The sequence below is a fragment of the Yersinia sp. 2542 StPb PI genome (genome assembly GCF_048593855.1).
GTDB classification, from domain to species: domain Bacteria; phylum Pseudomonadota; class Gammaproteobacteria; order Enterobacterales; family Enterobacteriaceae; genus Yersinia; species Yersinia enterocolitica_E.
Genome location: NZ_JAZGQA010000033.1, coordinates 1 through 16,334 on the forward strand (window position 1 = coordinate 1; position 16,334 = coordinate 16,334).

Genomic DNA, 16,334 nt, shown 5'->3' on the forward strand with positions numbered 1-16,334 from the left:
AATGTCCAGCACACTTCTTTATATTTCATCCAACATTTTGTCGTTATTAACCTTCTTGAGTATTTCGTCTTTTAAATTCATCTGTAAATAGGAATGTATAAAATCATGGGTCATCGCAACACATTAAATACACGTTTATTGCCGTTATCTATTTTGGTCTCATCATTGATATCTGGTGGGGCAATTGCTGCACCAACATCTGCGGTTACACCTCTTGTTGGTATGGGCAATGGTAGCAGCTTTACCGCAGCCAAAGCCCCTGCAGATATCTTGCTGGAAAGCATCGCTCCTGCGGGTCAAACAATCACAGCAGAGATGATCGATCAGATTAAGTCGCAAATTACGACAGCGCAACAGAATCACCAGCAGCAGAATAAGGATTTTGCAACCAGCATTGCTGGCTTAGGACCTGCACAACAAAAACAAGCAAAAAACGAATTAGATTCACTTAACGATGCATTTAAAAAACAAATCAAGCAGTTAGAAGCCGTTGTTGCTTATGCAGAAGACAAGAGCGAAGACAACAAAAATAAACTCAATGCAGCAGCAATAGATGCCTTTACAGCCTCACTCAATAACAAAGCGCCGGGGCAGTTCACCGCTGAAGAGGCCAACTCACTGTTTATTGCATCATTAAACAACAACTCAGCTATTTCGCCAGAACTTGAGCAAAAAGCCACGGCAGTCAAACAGCAGCAAACAAGCCAACATACCCTGAACAGGGTGCAAAACTACCTGACTCAAGGTGTGATTAGCCAGGAACAAACAGAAAAACTGGTGGCTTATTTTGCTGAGAAACAAGCTAAGTTCAACGAGCTGGCTGTGGCTAAACAGGAGCACAAAAAAGTAGAAGAAGCAGAAAAAAAAGCAAGTGTTGATGTCGTACGTCTGACTCCTGAATTAAAATTGAATCAAGCAAAGCTCAAACTCGCTGATAAAGAAAGAATTGCAGCTGAAGCTAACTTAAAACAGCTTAATACTGCAAAAAGTACTGCAATTAAAGATGTCAATCCAAGTTGGGATGAAAACACACCAAATCTCGAACAAGAGCTTGAGAATTTGATTAAAAACCTAGCCACTGATGCGACCAAAAAAACTCAGGCTGAAGACGCGCAAAAGGCCATCAAGGATGCAGCGGCAGCACAGCAGGTAGCTGATGACGCAACCAAGAAACATCAGTCTGCCGATGATGATTTTAATATGATTGGGCTTAAGGCTATTAATGCCATTAATATTAAAACTGACGCTGCGGCTGACCTCCTAACTAGCACCACAGAAATGCAGGCTGCGGCAACAGCATTAACTAGTTTAGAGACAGTAAAAACTACGACTGTTGATATACCTGCATTTGAGCAAAAAATTGCCGGCACTGAGCAACAAACCGTCGATACGGGAACCTTTGCACTCGATACCCTGGTATCGGGCGGCACACAAAATGTGGAAGAAGGCGGTAAGATCATTGGCAGTATTATTAGTGAAGAGGGCACGGTAACGTTGGCGCTTGGCGCACTGGCAAATAGCACCGTGATCACCAAAGGCAGCATGGAAAATAATGGTGGTACTGACATCAGTACCCAAGTTGGTGCAGAAGGTCAGTTGACCCTTAAAGGGGCAAGTGGCACTGAACTCGCTAAATCAAAAGGTGCAGTGATTGCACAGGGTGGCAAGGTGACAATAGCACAGCACTCTGTAGTCATTGATATGGTCAGTGAAGGTGAGATTACCGCTACAGATGGAGCTATTATTTCTAAAGCGAATATCAATGGCGGGAGCATTACGCTGCAAAATAAATCCCTGGCCATGAATACTGTACTAAATGATGGTATTTTCACCGTTGAAGCTGACGCAGGAGCGACAGATACGACTATCAATGGCGGCGAATTCGCGGTTAATGACAAGGCGAGTGCTTATAAAACCACACTTGAGAACGGTACCTTCACTCTGGCGAGCGGTGCCACAGCAGAGCATACGACGGTAAATGGCGGCAAGTTCATTGTTAACGATGGTGCCACGGCCGAGCATACCGAGCTGAATAACAGTCATTTCGAGCTTACTGGTAGCGCAAACGCCCATCATACCACGGTTAATAACGGTGCAGAATTCACCGTTAGTGGCGATGCGAAAGCTGACAACACCACGGTTAACGGCGGTATCTTGAAGCTTAAATCGCGCATGCAAGCCAATAAGATACTGGTTGAAGACGGTTATGCGCTGATCGCTAGTTCGCTGAAAGACGCGGAGTTAAATGGCGGTACCACCATTTTCACCCAAACTGCCGCTGTCGAAGGGATCATTAATGCCAACCAAGGCAGTTTCCTGAGCGTCCATGACGGTGCAGTAACCCAGCATGCAGACCTGAATTTAGCCGGTAACATGGTGCTGGTGGCCGAAGATGCACCTTATGTCAGGCTACACCCAACTTCCCGTGCGGCCTTTAGCGCCATGAATGGCAAACCCGCTAAATTCGCCTTTAAAGATGTCACGCTGGCGGGCGGTTCTATCGATATGAGCCAAACAAAAGCGCAACTGACCATGAACTCATTGGCAGGTAACGGTAGCTTTAACTTAGGTTCAGCCCTGCATAGCCATACCACGGCACCACTGAATGTAACGGGTGATGCTAATGGTGATTTCAACGTTCAGATCGATGCCAGCGGTGTTGCTCCGGCTAACCTGAATGTCGTTGATGTACAGGGTACCAATAACGCGCGCTTTGCACTGGCTAATGGCCCGGTAGATCTGGGTAACTATAAGCACAACCTGGTCAGTGATGGTCAAGGCGGCTTCAAACTGGTAGCCGATAAAGCAGCCCTGACACCAAGTGCCGCGGGTGTGCTGGCTGTCGCCAATACCATGCCGGTTATCTTTAATGCTGAATTAAGTTCGATTCAGAATCGTTTGGATAAGCAAAGCTCGTCAGCTAACGAAAGCGGCGTGTGGCTCACTTACCTGAACGACAGCTATAACGTGAAAGGCACAGCGGCCAACTTCAACCAGAAGTTGAATGGCATGACTTTAGGTGGCGATAAAGCCATTGATTTAGGTAATGCCGTATTCAGTGTGGGTAGTTTCGCCAGCTACAGCAGCTCAAATATCAAATCGGATTACCAGAGCAGCGGCAGTGTGGAAAGCAACTCATTGGGTACTTACGCGCAATATTTGGCTAACAGCGGTTATTACATTAATGGTGTGCTGAAAACTAACCAGTTTAAACAGAACCTCAGTGTGACCGCTAAAGACGGCAGCGCCACCGGCAATACTAACTTCTCCGGTCTGGGTCTGGCCATGAAGGCAGGTAAACATATCAATATCAATGAGATGTATATCTCCCCTTATGTCGCGCTGAACACCTTTAGCTCCGGTAAGAGCCAGTACCAACTGTCTAACGGCATGGAAGCACAGAGCCAAGGCGCACGTTCTACCACCGGTACTCTGGGGATGAACACCGGTTATCGCTTTGTGTTGAATGGTGGTACTGAAATTAAGCCTTACGCTATCTTCTCAGTGGATCATGACCTGATGGCCAGTAACAAGGTGATGGTTAACAACGAAATGTTTGATAACAGCCTGAAAGGGACCCGAGCTAACGCAGGTGTGGGTGTCAATGTAAACCTGACCTCTAACCTGTCAATCGGTTCTGAAGTGAAAGTCTCTAAAGGTAAAAACATTGCGACCCCAATGACCATTAATATGGGCGTTGCTTACACCTTCTAAATAACACGTTAAGTTCTTCATGTAGCAATGAGAATGGTGTGTCAAAAAAGGGAGCCACTTACGGCTCCCTTTCCTATAGCTAGCTAATCTGGCCCGCCAACAGCGAGTTAATGGCTGGTCGAGGGAATAACATTTCTCAGCCAACTGCCCCAGCGGCGCTGATAAAACGCCTGCGTATGGGTCATCAGATAGTGGCTTACCCCACGCTCTTTCTCATTAACCAGACAGAAATCGACCGGGTGTTCATCCGGTGCATGGTCACTGGCCACATTGCCCGCTTCCTGAATTAGCTGATCTATCTCTTCGGGCGAACCATCCACTTCCAACCCAATCAGTAAGTTAGGTTGCTCATCCACACTTTTATCATGCATCAATGCCAGAAAAGCACGCCGCACCGGTTTGCGCTGGCTAAACAGTTGGATCAAAGCATCAACCATCGCCGCCGGATACTCTTCCGGCTGGCCCAACAAGATTTGGCTCTCTTTATCCACCATCATTTCAGCCGGTTGGGCTAAACCGCCATTTTCCAATAGCATCGCCACTTCTTGCGGCCAAAACTCTTTGCCATGTTCTGATTTTGGGTTCAGGAACAGATGTGCACCCTGTGTCATTTCAAATAACACCCGTACTGGCATAGCAACAAAAGGCTGCTTTTCGAGGTCAGTTTGCTCATCCTCAGCCTGGCTCAGCGCCTGTTGCAATACTTCTGGCGAACTGAAAAAAGGAATAACTGATTCACCATCCTGCTTTTCCCAATGCAGAATATTGACCCCATTGCCCGCAGTGAAGGTCATCTCGCTATCCTCACCGCCCGGTTCTGAGCCGGCCACCAGCACTAACACCGTGGCGTCCAGTAATCTGCGGAAAAAAGCAGTGCGATAAATTGACTCAGTTGCCGCCAGTTTTAGCAACGACTCCAGACTCTGGTCCTCATCATGGTGGTGATCGTGGTTATCATCGGCAGGTGGTTGTAGCAAACTCATCTTGTACTCCGAAAAACGTCAAGCAGATCGAACAAAGGGACGTAAATGCGCCCCATTAGTAGCTTACAAAACCAAACGAAGGGGAAGCGCACCGTTCGGGTCGTAGCGGCGTGAGCCGCCGGAGTACCCGTAGGTGTGCTTGCCCCTTCATTCACCAAACTTACTGTTTTGCTTTCGCCAACAACAAATTAGCAATGGTACGAACACCTAAACCTGTAGCACCGGCAGACCATTGTTCAACCGCACTTTTACGGTAAGTGGCAGAGCAGTCAATATGGAGCCAACCTTGTTGGTAGTTTTTCACAAAATGCGACAGGAATGCGGCGGCAGTACTGGCACCCGCACTGTAGGCAGCGCCCGCCACATTATTCAATTCAGCAAAGTTAGATGGCAACTGGCTGCGATGGAATTCCGCCAAAGGTAAACGCCAGAAAGGTTCATGTTCACTTTGCGCGCTGTTCAACAGCGCTTGTGCCAGCTCATCATCAAAGCTGAACAGAGCATGGTAGTCGTTACCCAATGCCGTTTTGGCCGCACCGGTTAAAGTGGCAGCATCAATAATCAGCGGTGCGTTTTGCTCGGCGGCATCAATCAGGCCATCAGCCAGTACCAGACGCCCTTCAGCATCGGTATTCATGATTTCTACAGTTTTACCATTGCGGTAACGGATAATATCACCCAATTTAAAGGCATTACCGCTAACCATATTGTCGGCACAACACAGATACAACTTCACACGCTGTTTCAAGCCACGCGCCGCCGCCAGGGCCAAGGCTCCCGTCACGGTGGCTGCACCGCCCATATCGGATTTCATCGAGTCCATGAACGCACTCTGCTTCAGGCTGTAACCGCCGGAATCAAATGTAATTCCTTTACCTACCAGACAGGCCATTACCGGCGCATCAGGATTACCGGTTGGGTTATAATCCAAGGCCAGCAATACCGGTGCGCGATCAGATCCACGACCCACGGTATAGATCCCAGCATAGCCCTGCTCGCGCAGATCTTCGCCTTTGGTAATACGGTAACTGATTGCATCGCACGAGACGGCACACATCAAATCAATGGCATTTTTAGCCAATTGCTCTGGACCTAAGTCTTCCGCCGGTGCGTTGATCGTGTCGCGCACCCAATCGATAATTTTTATGCGTTGTTTCAGTTCAGTTTTTTCGTTCTCTGGCAGTTCTGCCCACTCCACGCTGCGCTGACCTTTTGGCCCACGGAACCCTTGCCAAAATGCCCAACTTTGCTCTAACCCCCAGCCCTCGCCAGCCAGTTTTATGTGCTTGATTCCCAGCCCATCTATTTTGCGCGCAGCACGTTGAATCGCACCTAATTTACCGTTGTCCGTCAGGTGGATAGTCATCCCTTCAGCATCGGTACTCAACAGCGTTTTCTCGCCCCAACGGGCATCTGCCGGATTATGCGACAGGGATACTTGCATCAATTCTGTTGTCATTATTACCTCGTTATTATTTTTTGCTGTATACCCTTCGTCCTTGGCGCTACAGGGGTGTTAGCTACGCGCACTACTCGGCCCGTCCATCGGCCTCGCCTCTGCGAGGCCGCTGCAAGCAGCGTTCAAATCTGCTCCAGGCAGATTTGTCACCCGAATCACTTACTGGTCTTGACCTTAAAATATAAGTAAGCTTATCGGGATTAATGAGCCTCAAAGAGGCTCCCCCTGCGAGCTAGCATCAATGCTGTTCAAATCGGTCTTCAACCGATTTGTCGTTCAGCTGCTGCCTGCCTGCAACGCCAATGACTTTGGGTATAGGATATCAGATCAGGTACAAAAAAGGCCGCTTTCGCGACCCTACAATACTCACTCAAACTCATCCAACCACACTAATAGAATGGCCTCTAGCACTTTTTCATTCGATTTCTGCGGATCGTCGTCAAAATCTTCCAGAGAGCAAATCCATTGATGCATATCGGTAAAACGCACGGTTTTCGGATCGGTATCCGGGAATCTGTCGTAGAGTGCTTCACCGATTTCCCGAGTATCTTGCCACGTTAAGCTCATATCAATGCTCCCGCGCATGGTTAATGGTATAACGCGGGATCTCAACTACCAAGTCTTCGTCGGTCACTCTGGCTTGGCAGCTCAGGCGGCTCTCCGGCTCCAGACCCCAGGCTTTATCCAACATATCATCTTCCAACTCACTGCTTTCTGGTAAGGAATCGAACCCTTCACGCACCACGCAGTGGCAGGTGGTGCAGGCGCAGGATTTCTCACAGGCATGCTCAATATCGATCCCATTGCGCAAGGCAACGTCGAGTATAGTCTCACCTTGGGTTGCTTCCAGTACTGCACCATCCGGGCAAAGATCTTTATGGGGCAGAAATACTATTTTGGGCATGATTAAACCTCATCCACTGAATGACCAGCCAACGCACGGCGAATGGAAGCATCCATCCGGCGCGCGGCAAAATCTTGCGTTTTCGCATCTAACGCTTTGATCGCAGCTTCGATTGCGTGTGGGTCGTTACCCTGCATCTGCTGCTGTAATAAGGCCATCGCCTGAACGATAGCGGTACTTTCTTGCTCACTGAGTAATGCTGCATCTTCTGCCAATGCGCCTTGTAAACTCTCCAGCACACGGGATGCTTCGACCTGTTGTTCTGCTAACTTACGCGCACTGACATCACTTTGCGCATTCGCCATCGAATCTTTAATCATATTGGCAATTTCATCATCAGATAGCCCATAGGATGGCTTAACCTGAATCGATGCCTCAACACCGGTGGACTTCTCCATCGCGGTAACACTCAATAAACCGTCAGCATCTACCTGGAAAGTAACACGAATATGCGCACCACCAGCAGGCAGTGGCGGCAGGCCACGCAAGGTAAAACGGGCTAATGAACGACAATCTTGCACCAATTCACGCTCGCCTTGCAGCACATGGATGTTCATCCCACTCTGCCCATCTTTAAAGGTGGTGAACTCCTGCGCGCGGGCTACTGGAATAGTGGTATTGCGCGGAATAACTTTCTCCACCAGACCGCCCATGGTTTCCAACCCCAATGAAAGCGGGATAACATCAAGCAGCAGCATGTCACTATCGGGCTTATTACCCACTAAAATATCGGCCTGGATGGCGGCACCGATTGCCACAACTTTATCGGGATCAATCGAGGTTAGCGGCGTGCGGCCAAAGAATTGCCCGACTTGCTCACGCACCAGCGGCACACGGGTTGAACCACCAACCATCACCACTTCCAGCACCTCATCAGGGGTCACTGCGGCATCTTTCAACGCACGGCGACAAGACATTAATGTCCGTTTGATTAACGCTGCAATCAGCGATTCAAACTGCCCACGGGTTATTTGCCCCTGCCAGCCAGCAACAGAGACATCTGCAACCTCGGCGTCACTCAACGCGATTTTAGCCGCGATCGCTGCATCAAGTAATTGCCGCTGAATACCATGATCATCACGGGAGTCAATACCTGCTTGTTCACGCAGCCAATCGGCTAATAGATGGTCAAAGTCATCGCCCCCCAGGGCAGAATCACCACCGGTTGCCAACACTTCGAACACACCACGGCTCAAACGCAGAATAGAGATATCAAAGGTGCCACCGCCAAGATCATAAACGGCAATCACCCCTTCCTGACCTGAATCCAGGCCATAGGCAATTGCCGCTGCGGTCGGCTCATTAAGCAGACGTAATACATGTAGCCCCGCCAGACGTGCCGCATCTTTGGTACCCTGACGCTGAGCGTCATCAAAATACGCCGGCACAGTGATCACCACACCATCCAGATCACCACTCAGTGCCGCTTGGGCTCGAGCAGACAATACTTTAAGAATATCAGCAGACACCTGGATCGGATTCACCAACCCACTGGCAGTCTGGATCATTGGCAAGCCATTTTCGCTGGGCTGGAATTGGTAAGGCAGATTAGGATAGCGCTGTACGATATCTGCCAAAGAGCGACCTATCATACGTTTAATTGAACTGATGGTATTGACCGGGTCCAATGCCGCCAGATTGCGGGCATTCCAACCAACATCAATACTATTTGCTTGATAATGAACCACTGAGGGCAAAAGATCCCGCTGTTGCTCATCAACCAGCGTTTGTGCTTTACCGCTACGCACGGTGGCGACCAATGAATTGGTCGTACCTAAGTCTATGCCTGCGGCCAGCCGACGTTGATGCGGCTGCGCAGTTAAACCAGGCTCACTAATTTGTAATAAGGCCATGTTGAACTTCCATCAATCATGAGTCTAAAGAGCAAAATCTATCCGGTGATAGGCTCTGAATTAATCAGACATTACGACAATTAATAAATTGAGTTTTAGTTATTTTACCAATTAGAGACCACGGTTATACCCTAAATAATTCGAGTTGCATGCAGGCGGCAATTGAGTGAATCCCGATGAGTTGACGCCAGTCAATGATTCGGGTGAACGAAAGCGGCCAACACACATGCAGCTTGAAGTATGACGGGTATAAATCAAGATAAATCATCAAACAAACGCTCTTCAAGTTGTTCAACCTGCTGTTGTAACTTATCCAAAAAACGCAATTTACGCACAGTATCAGCCGCCAGTTCCCACTGTTGCTTATCCAGTTGCTCCACCATTTGCTGACTGCGCGTTTGTGTCATCAATGCTAAGCGGCTACTGAATGCAGCAAGCTGCGTTTCGGCATCGGGTTTGCGTTCAATCTCATCAAGCTCTTCACGCAGTTCCAACTGCTCTATCAGAAATGCAGTATCACGCATGGTGTGCTGTTCATTGCCTAAATCAAAACCCTGCAAAGATAACATATACTCGGCACGTTTTAACGGATGCTTGAGGGTTTGGTAAGCGTCATTGATGGTTGCGGCTTGTTGCAACGAGGCTAAACGCTCGCGTTCAGGCTGGTTAGCAAAACGGTCAGGGTGGAATTGACGTTGTAATTCCTGATAGCGGGTAGTGAGTTGGTTGCCGTCAACCAGATAGCGAGGCGGCAGCCCGAACAATGTGAAGTAATCCATAGCATGCTCTGGAATATAGTGATGGCTTAGCAAATATTATACAGCCCTCTTGTTATGCAAGAGAGCTGTATGAAGCACAAGTGCCTGAGGTAGAAACAAAAACAGGAGTCAGACGTTAAAGCTTTCACCACATCCGCACTCACTTGAGACATTCGGATTGTTAAACTTAAAGCCTTCGTTCAGCCCTTCCTTGACGAAATCTAATTCGGTGCCATCAAGATAGACCATGCTTTTGCCGTCGATGATCACTTTCACACCTTTGTCTTCAAAAATGACGTCATCGTCGTTCATTTCATCAACAAATTCGAGTACATATGCCATACCAGAGCAGCCTGATGTCCTTACGCCCAAGCGCAGACCCAAGCCTTTACCACGGTGATTTAAAAAGGCACTGACCCGTTGTGCAGCACTGTCGCTGATTGATATCGACATACACCTTCCTCAACTCTGCTAACAATTGATAACCTATGTTACAACTACTTGGCAGTATGTTTGCTTTTGTAGTCGGCGATAGCTGCTTTAATGGCATCTTCAGCCAGAATCGAGCAGTGAATTTTGACTGGCGGTAACTCCAGTTCTTCCGCGATTTGAGTATTTTTGATCGCTTCAGCCTGATCGAGAGATTTGCCCTTCATCCATTCAGTTACCAGAGAGCTGGAAGCAATGGCTGAACCGCAACCATAAGTCTTGAAACGAGCATCTTCAATAATACCGGCTTCGTTGACTTTGATCTGCAATTTCATGACATCACCACAAGCGGGTGCGCCAACCATGCCACTACCAATAGTAGGGTCTGCGTTGTCGAATGAACCGACGTTGCGTGGATTTTCGTAATGATCGATTACTTTTTCGCTGTAAGCCATGTGATTACTCCTGAGTCTTAAAGTCTGGAATTAATGGTGAGACCATTCAATGCTGCTAATATCCACGCCCTGTTTGAACATATCCCATAACGGGGACAAATCACGCAGACGGCCAATAGATTTACGCACCAGCACAATGGCGTAGTCTACCTCTTCTTGAGTGGTGAAACGCCCCAGAGAGAAACGGATTGAACTGTGAGCCAGTTCGTCGTTCATCCCCAACGCACGCAACACATAAGAAGGTTCCAGACTCGCGGAGGTACAGGCTGAACCTGATGAAACAGCCAGATCTTTCAGTGCCATGATCAGCGACTCACCTTCAACATAGTTGAAGCTAATATTCAGAATGCCAGGTGCGCCATTCTCTAAATCGCCATTCAGGTAAACTTCTTCGATATCTTTCAAACCATTCCACAAACGCAGGCGCAGTGAGCGCAGACGCGCAGCTTCGCTTTCCATCTCTTCTTTGGCGATACGGTAAGCTTCACCCATACCGGCTATCTGATGGACTGGCAAGGTGCCTGAACGCATACCACGCTCATGACCACCACCGTGCTGTTGTGCTTCGATACGAATGCGTGGTTTACGGCGAACAAACAGCGCGCCAATGCCCATCGGACCATAAACTTTATGGGCTGAGAAGGACATCAAATCAACTTTCAGTTTGCTCAGATCAATCGGTAATTTACCAACACTTTGCGTTGCATCGACGTGGAAAATGATCCCGCGACTGCGGCACATTTCGCCGATTTCAGCGATATCCTGCACCACACCGATTTCATTATTCACGTGCATGATAGAGACCAAAATGGTGTCTTCACGCATGGCCGCTTCGAGCTGTTTCAGGTCGATAATACCGTTAGACTGTGGTGCCAGATAAGTCACGTCGAAGCCTTCACGCTCCAGTTGACGACAGGTATCCAGCACCGCTTTATGTTCGGTTTTACAGGTGATGATGTGCTTGCCTTTCTTTTGATAGAAATTAGCCGCACCTTTTATTGCAAGGTTATCAGACTCAGTTGCACCGGAGGTGAAGACAATCTCACGAGGGTCAGCACCTACCAGAGCAGCAATATCATTACGTGCAATATCAACGGCTTCTTCTGCCTGCCAACCGAACTTATGAGAACGCGAGGCGGGGTTACCGAAAATACCGTCCAGAGTCAGATACTGCATCATTTTTTCAGCGACACGAGGGTCTACCGGGGTGGTTGCTGCATAATCCAGATAGATAGGTGTCTTTATTTTTGATTCGGTCATTGCTCTTATGCTCCGTACATCACTTCCAAAACGTAAAATTCCGCAGATTCTGCTTATGCGCGCAGATTGACGTTAATCGTCTCTTGCGGTCGGCCATTAGCCGTACGGCGCGTATCGTTATTCTGACGATCCGCAACCTCTAGGATATCTTGGTTATTCACCAGCTCTGCCAGCGTAATATTGTTGAGGAAGCTGCTGATGCGCTCACTCAGATCACGCCACAAGGTGTGAGTCAGGCAACGATCACCGCCCTGACAGCCTTCTTTACCCTGACAACGGGTAGCATCGACAGATTCGTCTACGGCGGTGATTACTGCACCTACCGCGATTGCTGATGCATCTTTGCCCAGCAGGTAACCGCCACCTGGACCACGGACGCTGGCAACTAAGCCATTTTTGCGTAACCGTGAAAACAGTTGTTCCAAATAGGATAATGAGATCCCTTGGCGTTCAGAAATATCTGCCAGAGGAACTGGCCCGTCCTGGGAATGTAATGCCACATCAAGCATGGCGGTCACGGCATAACGGCCTTTGGATGTCAGTCTCATAGCTAAAATTACCTGTTGGTGAAAACAAGCCAGAATTCTGACATTCTTGACTGTTTTAGTCAACTATTTAACCTAGTAATTTACTCAAGTATTATTAACCTATTCCATTTTGAATAATATGGCAGGATTTTAATAATAACCAATTGATATAAAACCTTATTTTTTGTTATCTAACGCACTTTCACCCGCATCATGTTGTGGGTGTTTATCCTGTTTTTCAATGGATGTCAGCATACCGCGCAAGATATTTAGCTCTTGAGCCTCTGGGCGTGCACGGGTAAACAGACGGCGCAATTTACTCATAATCTGGCCTGGATGTGCCTGTCGGATAAAACCAGTATGGGATAACACCTGCTCCAAATGCAGATAAAAGCGCTCCAGATCATCCACCAAAGGATAAGGGGCTTCCTCTTCTTCTATTACCGGTGCCGCAGCCTGCTGGCGATCAAGGAATGCTACCCGCACTTCATAGGCTAAAATTTGTACCGCCATCGCCAAATTTAATGAACTGTATTCGGGGTTTGCCGGGATCGCCACATGATAATGGCACTTCTGTAGTTCATCATTCGTCAGCCCTACCCGCTCGCGGCCAAATACCAATGCAACCGGAGCATGTTCTGCTTCGTGGGCGCTGCGCACACCACATTCACGCGGCTCTAACATTGGCCAAGGCAAGGTGCGTGAACGGGCACTGGTACCGACAACCAGACTACACCCAGCCAATGCTTCATCTAAAGTATCGACAATAGTAGCATTACCAATGACATCACTGGCACCGGCAGATAGCGCAATCGCCTGCGAATCGGGTTTGACTAAAGGGTTAACCAGATACAAGTTGGTTAATCCCATGGTTTTCATGGCCCTGGCTGTTGAACCCATATTGCCGGTGTGCGAGGTTTCGACCAAAACGATACGAATATTGTGTAGCATACAAACTCTGAAGATAACGGGGAATCGCCATATCTTAACACAGACATATACCCAAGCTACTTCGAGTTGCAGGCAGGCGGCAACCGAGTGACAAATCAGTCGGGAGCCGATTTGAACAGCATTTATACTCGCCCGTAGGGTGAGCCTCAAGGATGAGGCTCATTAGTTCCTGGTTACTTAGATAACTAAGTAGCTAGGGCAAATAAGGGCAGCCAACACCTCTGCATCTTGAAGGGTGACGGGTATAGGCATTTATCAGAACCCCTGCTATACTGCGCCCCGTTTCTCGTTCTTTAACATCCTAGTGGAAGATACCCATGCATCCGATGCTGACTATCGCCATACGCGCTGCGCGTAAGGCCGGTAACCTGATTGCCAAAAATTATGAAACCCCGGACGCTGTCGAAGCGAGCCAGAAAGGGACTAACGACTTTGTTACTAATGTAGACCGTGATGCAGAGCGCCTGATTGTCGAGGTCATCCGTAAATCTTACCCAAAACACACCATTATTGGTGAAGAGTGCGGTGAGTTGGTTGGTGAAGACGATGATGTACAATGGGTTATTGATCCACTGGATGGCACTACCAACTTCATCAAACGCCTCCCTCATTTCGCCGTTTCTATCGCTGTACGCATCAAAGGCCGTACCGAAGTGGCAGTGGTTTATGACCCAATGCGTAACGAATTGTTTACAGCCACCCGTGGTCAGGGCGCGCAATTAAACGGCTATCGTCTGCGCGGCACCAATGCTAAAGATTTAGACGGCACCATTCTGGCGACCGGCTTCCCATTCAAAGTAAAACAACATGCGCCAGCTTATCTGCGCGTTGTGGGTAAACTGTTTGAACAGTGTGCAGATTTTCGTCGCACCGGTTCAGCGGCACTGGATCTGGCTTATGTGGCCGCTGGCCGTGTTGACGGTTTCTTTGAGATTGGTCTGAAGCCATGGGATTTTGCTGGTGGCGAACTGTTGGTACGTGAGTCTGGCGGTATCGTGACTGACTTTGCTGGCGGTCATAACCATTTCAGTTCTGGCAATATCGTAGCCGGTAATCCACGTATTGTTAAATCTATCGTTCAAGCGATGAGCGATGAGATTAGTGATGCATTGAAACGTTAATATCATATACCCGTCATCTTTCAAATTGCAGGTGTGTTGGCTGCTCTCGTTCGCCCGAATCACTTACTCGTGTAAGCTCATCGGGGTTCTCTTGTTTGCCGCCTTCCTACACCTTGAAATCTATAGGGTATATACGCATCCAGCCATATGAAAAAAGCCAGTCTGGGTTAACCGACTGGCTTTTTTCATTGTTAACTTTAGCGGCCAAAGGGCCGTATGCCGCCGATAAACTCCGGCTGACTAGAAAGATAGAGCAGCACACCGGCAAACAGCAGAATAATCCCGCCGGTTAATGCCAGCGTAGACCACGCAATAGCTCCCCAGGCTACCGGTGCACGATGACGGCTTAAGTACACCGCCAGACGCCGCGCATAATGGACAAACAGCGCCAGTAGCGAAATGGTCAGGGATGTTCCAATTGCCATCGCTATCGCTGACAAAATCCCCCACCCGTAGACGCCGATCACTTTGGCAAATAACAGCACCATAATCGCGCCGGAACAAGGCCGCATCCCCATGGCCAGAACAATCGCCAGACGAGTGCGCCAGTCATCCCCAGCTTGTAGCTCTTGGGCACTGGGGAGATGGCGATGCCCACAACCACAATGGTCACTATGAACATGGTTGGCAGGCAACGGTTGTATACGTTGGATGCTGATTTTTTGCGGTTTGAGTAGTTTAATCTGCTGATAAAGACGCTTTAAGGCCCGTAAACACAGCAAAACCCCCAGTGCGATAACCAGCAGAAAACTGCCTTTCTCCAACCAGAAACTGCTTTGATGCAGATACCGTGATGAGAGTTGTAAAACACCCAGCAGTAACGTTACCAACAAGATAGCCACACCACCTTGCAATAGTGAGGCGGCAAAAGTTAGCTTCAGACTCTCTTTTAATTGTGCCGGATGGGTCGCCAGATAAGTGACAATCACCACTTTGCCATGCCCCGGCCCCATTGCATGCAATACGCCATAAATCAGGCTAAACATCATCAATGTAAAACCAGTCTGATGAGGATTAGCTTTAACTTGTTGCAGTAATTGGGCCATCTGCTGATGCATGCTTTTCTGCCAAATGACTGTTTTGAACAGCAACTCAGGCCAATAGAGCCATGCCACCTGGGCTGCACCGGCTAAGATCAGTAAAAAAAGTATTAGCGGCCATAAATTTATCAGCCAGTGCCGGGGCCGTGAAACTGCCGTGATACCTACTGACATTGTACGGTAACCCGCTGTGCAAACTGTTTTCCTAGTTCCATGTCTTCTCCTGGCGAATCACTTTTATCCAACGATAATGCATACGCTTGTAACGAAGCATTGGGATCTGGGGTAAATAAGGTTAACTGGCAACTTTTCTCCATGTCAGTTGATAACCTTACCGCCTTGTTGCCCGCATAGGTCATGTCAACAAAATAGGTCGGGTCGTAAGTGGAGATGATGAAAGGCTTCCCCGCCAGCGGTTGGGGTTCTGCCAGTGGCAAAATAAACGCTAAAACTGCCTGATGCCCCTTGCGGGATAAGTGATACTCTGTTGGTAAGTTTTTATATTTCACCGGCTTACCGTCACGATAAATATCGGTGAAATAGTGCTGTCCCAGCACATTAGCCATCACTTCAGCCGCCAGTTTTTTCCAGATTTCAGAGTCACTTTTGGCATTTTCTGCATCATATAACAGATCGGCAGATGTGATTTCATCCATAGTCCATACCATTTTCATCCCCACCAGCATCTGTTTATCGCTAACAAAAGTGGTATCCATATCAATAAAACTGTGCGGATGGGCCTGCGCCAACTGGCTATAAACAAAAATCCCCCCCGCCAGCAGCAAAGCTATCAGCCGTTTAACCATTATCATATTGTTATGGTATAACATATCACACATTAATCAATCCTTAGATATTCTATGATGTGCCCAAAGTCATT

Annotated in this window: 15 protein-coding genes; 2 read left to right on the plus strand and 13 right to left on the minus strand. The window is 48.3% G+C overall.

Annotated elements, in window-relative coordinates:
- Positions 1-105: 105 nt before the first annotated feature.
- Positions 106-3,714, plus strand: a complete 3,609-nt coding sequence (locus V1952_RS06460) for an autotransporter outer membrane beta-barrel domain-containing protein (RefSeq protein ID WP_420074482.1) — start codon at positions 106-108, stop codon at positions 3,712-3,714.
- A 107-nt stretch (positions 3,715-3,821) separates the two neighbouring features.
- On the opposite strand, the gene sseB is transcribed toward V1952_RS06460, so the two are convergent.
- The 11 genes from sseB to trmJ form a co-directional block, all read right to left on the minus strand.
- Positions 3,822-4,697 carry an enhanced serine sensitivity protein SseB gene (sseB, locus tag V1952_RS06465; protein WP_420071473.1) on the minus strand — a complete coding sequence of 292 codons (876 nt, stop codon included), beginning with the start codon at positions 4,695-4,697 and terminating at the stop codon, positions 3,822-3,824.
- A 160-nt stretch (positions 4,698-4,857) separates the two neighbouring features.
- Positions 4,858-6,156 (minus strand): aminopeptidase PepB, encoded by a 1,299-nt coding sequence (gene pepB, locus V1952_RS06470; RefSeq protein WP_420071474.1) that lies wholly within the window; start codon positions 6,154-6,156, stop codon positions 4,858-4,860.
- A 366-nt stretch (positions 6,157-6,522) separates the two neighbouring features.
- Complete coding sequence (iscX, locus tag V1952_RS06475) at positions 6,523-6,723, minus strand: Fe-S cluster assembly protein IscX (protein WP_372559672.1); 201 nt, start codon at positions 6,721-6,723, stop codon at positions 6,523-6,525.
- A gap of 1 nt (position 6,724) precedes the next feature.
- Positions 6,725-7,060 carry an ISC system 2Fe-2S type ferredoxin gene (gene fdx / locus V1952_RS06480; RefSeq protein WP_004713939.1) on the minus strand — a complete coding sequence of 112 codons (336 nt, stop codon included), beginning with the start codon at positions 7,058-7,060 and terminating at the stop codon, positions 6,725-6,727.
- 2 nt (positions 7,061-7,062) lie between these two features.
- The gene (gene hscA, locus V1952_RS06485; protein ID WP_420074483.1) at positions 7,063-8,913 is read right to left on the minus strand and encodes a Fe-S protein assembly chaperone HscA; all 1,851 of its coding nucleotides are present in this window, start codon (positions 8,911-8,913) and stop codon (positions 7,063-7,065) included.
- A gap of 254 nt (positions 8,914-9,167) precedes the next feature.
- A complete protein-coding gene (gene hscB / locus V1952_RS06490; RefSeq protein WP_372559674.1) occupies positions 9,168-9,692 on the minus strand; it encodes a co-chaperone HscB in 525 nt (174 codons plus the stop codon).
- Positions 9,693-9,800: 108 nt separating this feature from the next.
- On the minus strand, positions 9,801-10,124 hold the full coding sequence (iscA, locus tag V1952_RS06495) for an iron-sulfur cluster assembly protein IscA (protein WP_005192709.1): 324 nt from the start codon (positions 10,122-10,124) through the stop codon (positions 9,801-9,803).
- A gap of 44 nt (positions 10,125-10,168) precedes the next feature.
- The gene (gene iscU, locus V1952_RS06500) at positions 10,169-10,555 is read right to left on the minus strand and encodes a Fe-S cluster assembly scaffold IscU (RefSeq protein ID WP_005159510.1); all 387 of its coding nucleotides are present in this window, start codon (positions 10,553-10,555) and stop codon (positions 10,169-10,171) included.
- 30 nt (positions 10,556-10,585) lie between these two features.
- On the minus strand, positions 10,586-11,800 hold the full coding sequence (locus V1952_RS06505) for an IscS subfamily cysteine desulfurase (protein ID WP_372559939.1): 1,215 nt from the start codon (positions 11,798-11,800) through the stop codon (positions 10,586-10,588).
- Positions 11,801-11,868: 68 nt separating this feature from the next.
- A complete protein-coding gene (gene iscR / locus V1952_RS06510; protein ID WP_004707916.1) occupies positions 11,869-12,363 on the minus strand; it encodes a Fe-S cluster assembly transcriptional regulator IscR in 495 nt (164 codons plus the stop codon).
- A 156-nt stretch (positions 12,364-12,519) separates the two neighbouring features.
- Positions 12,520-13,293 (minus strand): tRNA (cytosine(32)/uridine(32)-2'-O)-methyltransferase TrmJ, encoded by a 774-nt coding sequence (gene trmJ / locus V1952_RS06515; protein WP_372559675.1) that lies wholly within the window; start codon positions 13,291-13,293, stop codon positions 12,520-12,522.
- A gap of 317 nt (positions 13,294-13,610) precedes the next feature.
- Between trmJ and suhB the strand changes: the two genes are divergently transcribed.
- Positions 13,611-14,414 carry an inositol-1-monophosphatase gene (gene suhB / locus V1952_RS06520; protein ID WP_005192722.1) on the plus strand — a complete coding sequence of 268 codons (804 nt, stop codon included), beginning with the start codon at positions 13,611-13,613 and terminating at the stop codon, positions 14,412-14,414.
- Positions 14,415-14,611: 197 nt separating this feature from the next.
- Here the strand turns inward: suhB and V1952_RS06525 are convergent, their stop codons facing one another.
- The gene (locus V1952_RS06525) at positions 14,612-15,628 is read right to left on the minus strand and encodes a nickel/cobalt transporter (protein ID WP_372559676.1); all 1,017 of its coding nucleotides are present in this window, start codon (positions 15,626-15,628) and stop codon (positions 14,612-14,614) included.
- On the minus strand, positions 15,619-16,293 hold the full coding sequence (locus tag V1952_RS06530) for a DUF1007 family protein (RefSeq protein ID WP_420074484.1): 675 nt from the start codon (positions 16,291-16,293) through the stop codon (positions 15,619-15,621). Before V1952_RS06530 ends, V1952_RS06525 begins: the two co-directional genes overlap by 10 nt.
- Positions 16,294-16,334 lie beyond the last annotated feature (41 nt).

Coding starts and splice junctions, on each gene's coding strand:
- V1952_RS06460 (WP_420074482.1), top strand. CDS start 106: ATGGGTCATCGCAACACATTAAATACACGTTTATTGCCGTTATCTATT.
- sseB (WP_420071473.1), bottom strand. CDS start 4,697: ATGAGTTTGCTACAACCACCTGCCGATGATAACCACGATCACCACCAT.
- pepB (WP_420071474.1), bottom strand. CDS start 6,156: ATGACAACAGAATTGATGCAAGTATCCCTGTCGCATAATCCGGCAGAT.
- iscX (WP_372559672.1), bottom strand. CDS start 6,723: ATGAGCTTAACGTGGCAAGATACTCGGGAAATCGGTGAAGCACTCTAC.
- fdx (WP_004713939.1), bottom strand. CDS start 7,060: ATGCCCAAAATAGTATTTCTGCCCCATAAAGATCTTTGCCCGGATGGT.
- hscA (WP_420074483.1), bottom strand. CDS start 8,913: ATGGCCTTATTACAAATTAGTGAGCCTGGTTTAACTGCGCAGCCGCAT.
- hscB (WP_372559674.1), bottom strand. CDS start 9,692: ATGGATTACTTCACATTGTTCGGGCTGCCGCCTCGCTATCTGGTTGAC.
- iscA (WP_005192709.1), bottom strand. CDS start 10,124: ATGTCGATATCAATCAGCGACAGTGCTGCACAACGGGTCAGTGCCTTT.
- iscU (WP_005159510.1), bottom strand. CDS start 10,555: ATGGCTTACAGCGAAAAAGTAATCGATCATTACGAAAATCCACGCAAC.
- iscR (WP_004707916.1), bottom strand. CDS start 12,363: ATGAGACTGACATCCAAAGGCCGTTATGCCGTGACCGCCATGCTTGAT.
- trmJ (WP_372559675.1), bottom strand. CDS start 13,293: ATGCTACACAATATTCGTATCGTTTTGGTCGAAACCTCGCACACCGGC.
- suhB (WP_005192722.1), top strand. CDS start 13,611: ATGCATCCGATGCTGACTATCGCCATACGCGCTGCGCGTAAGGCCGGT.
- V1952_RS06525 (WP_372559676.1), bottom strand. CDS start 15,628: ATGTCAGTAGGTATCACGGCAGTTTCACGGCCCCGGCACTGGCTGATA.
- V1952_RS06530 (WP_420074484.1), bottom strand. CDS start 16,293: ATGTGTGATATGTTATACCATAACAATATGATAATGGTTAAACGGCTG.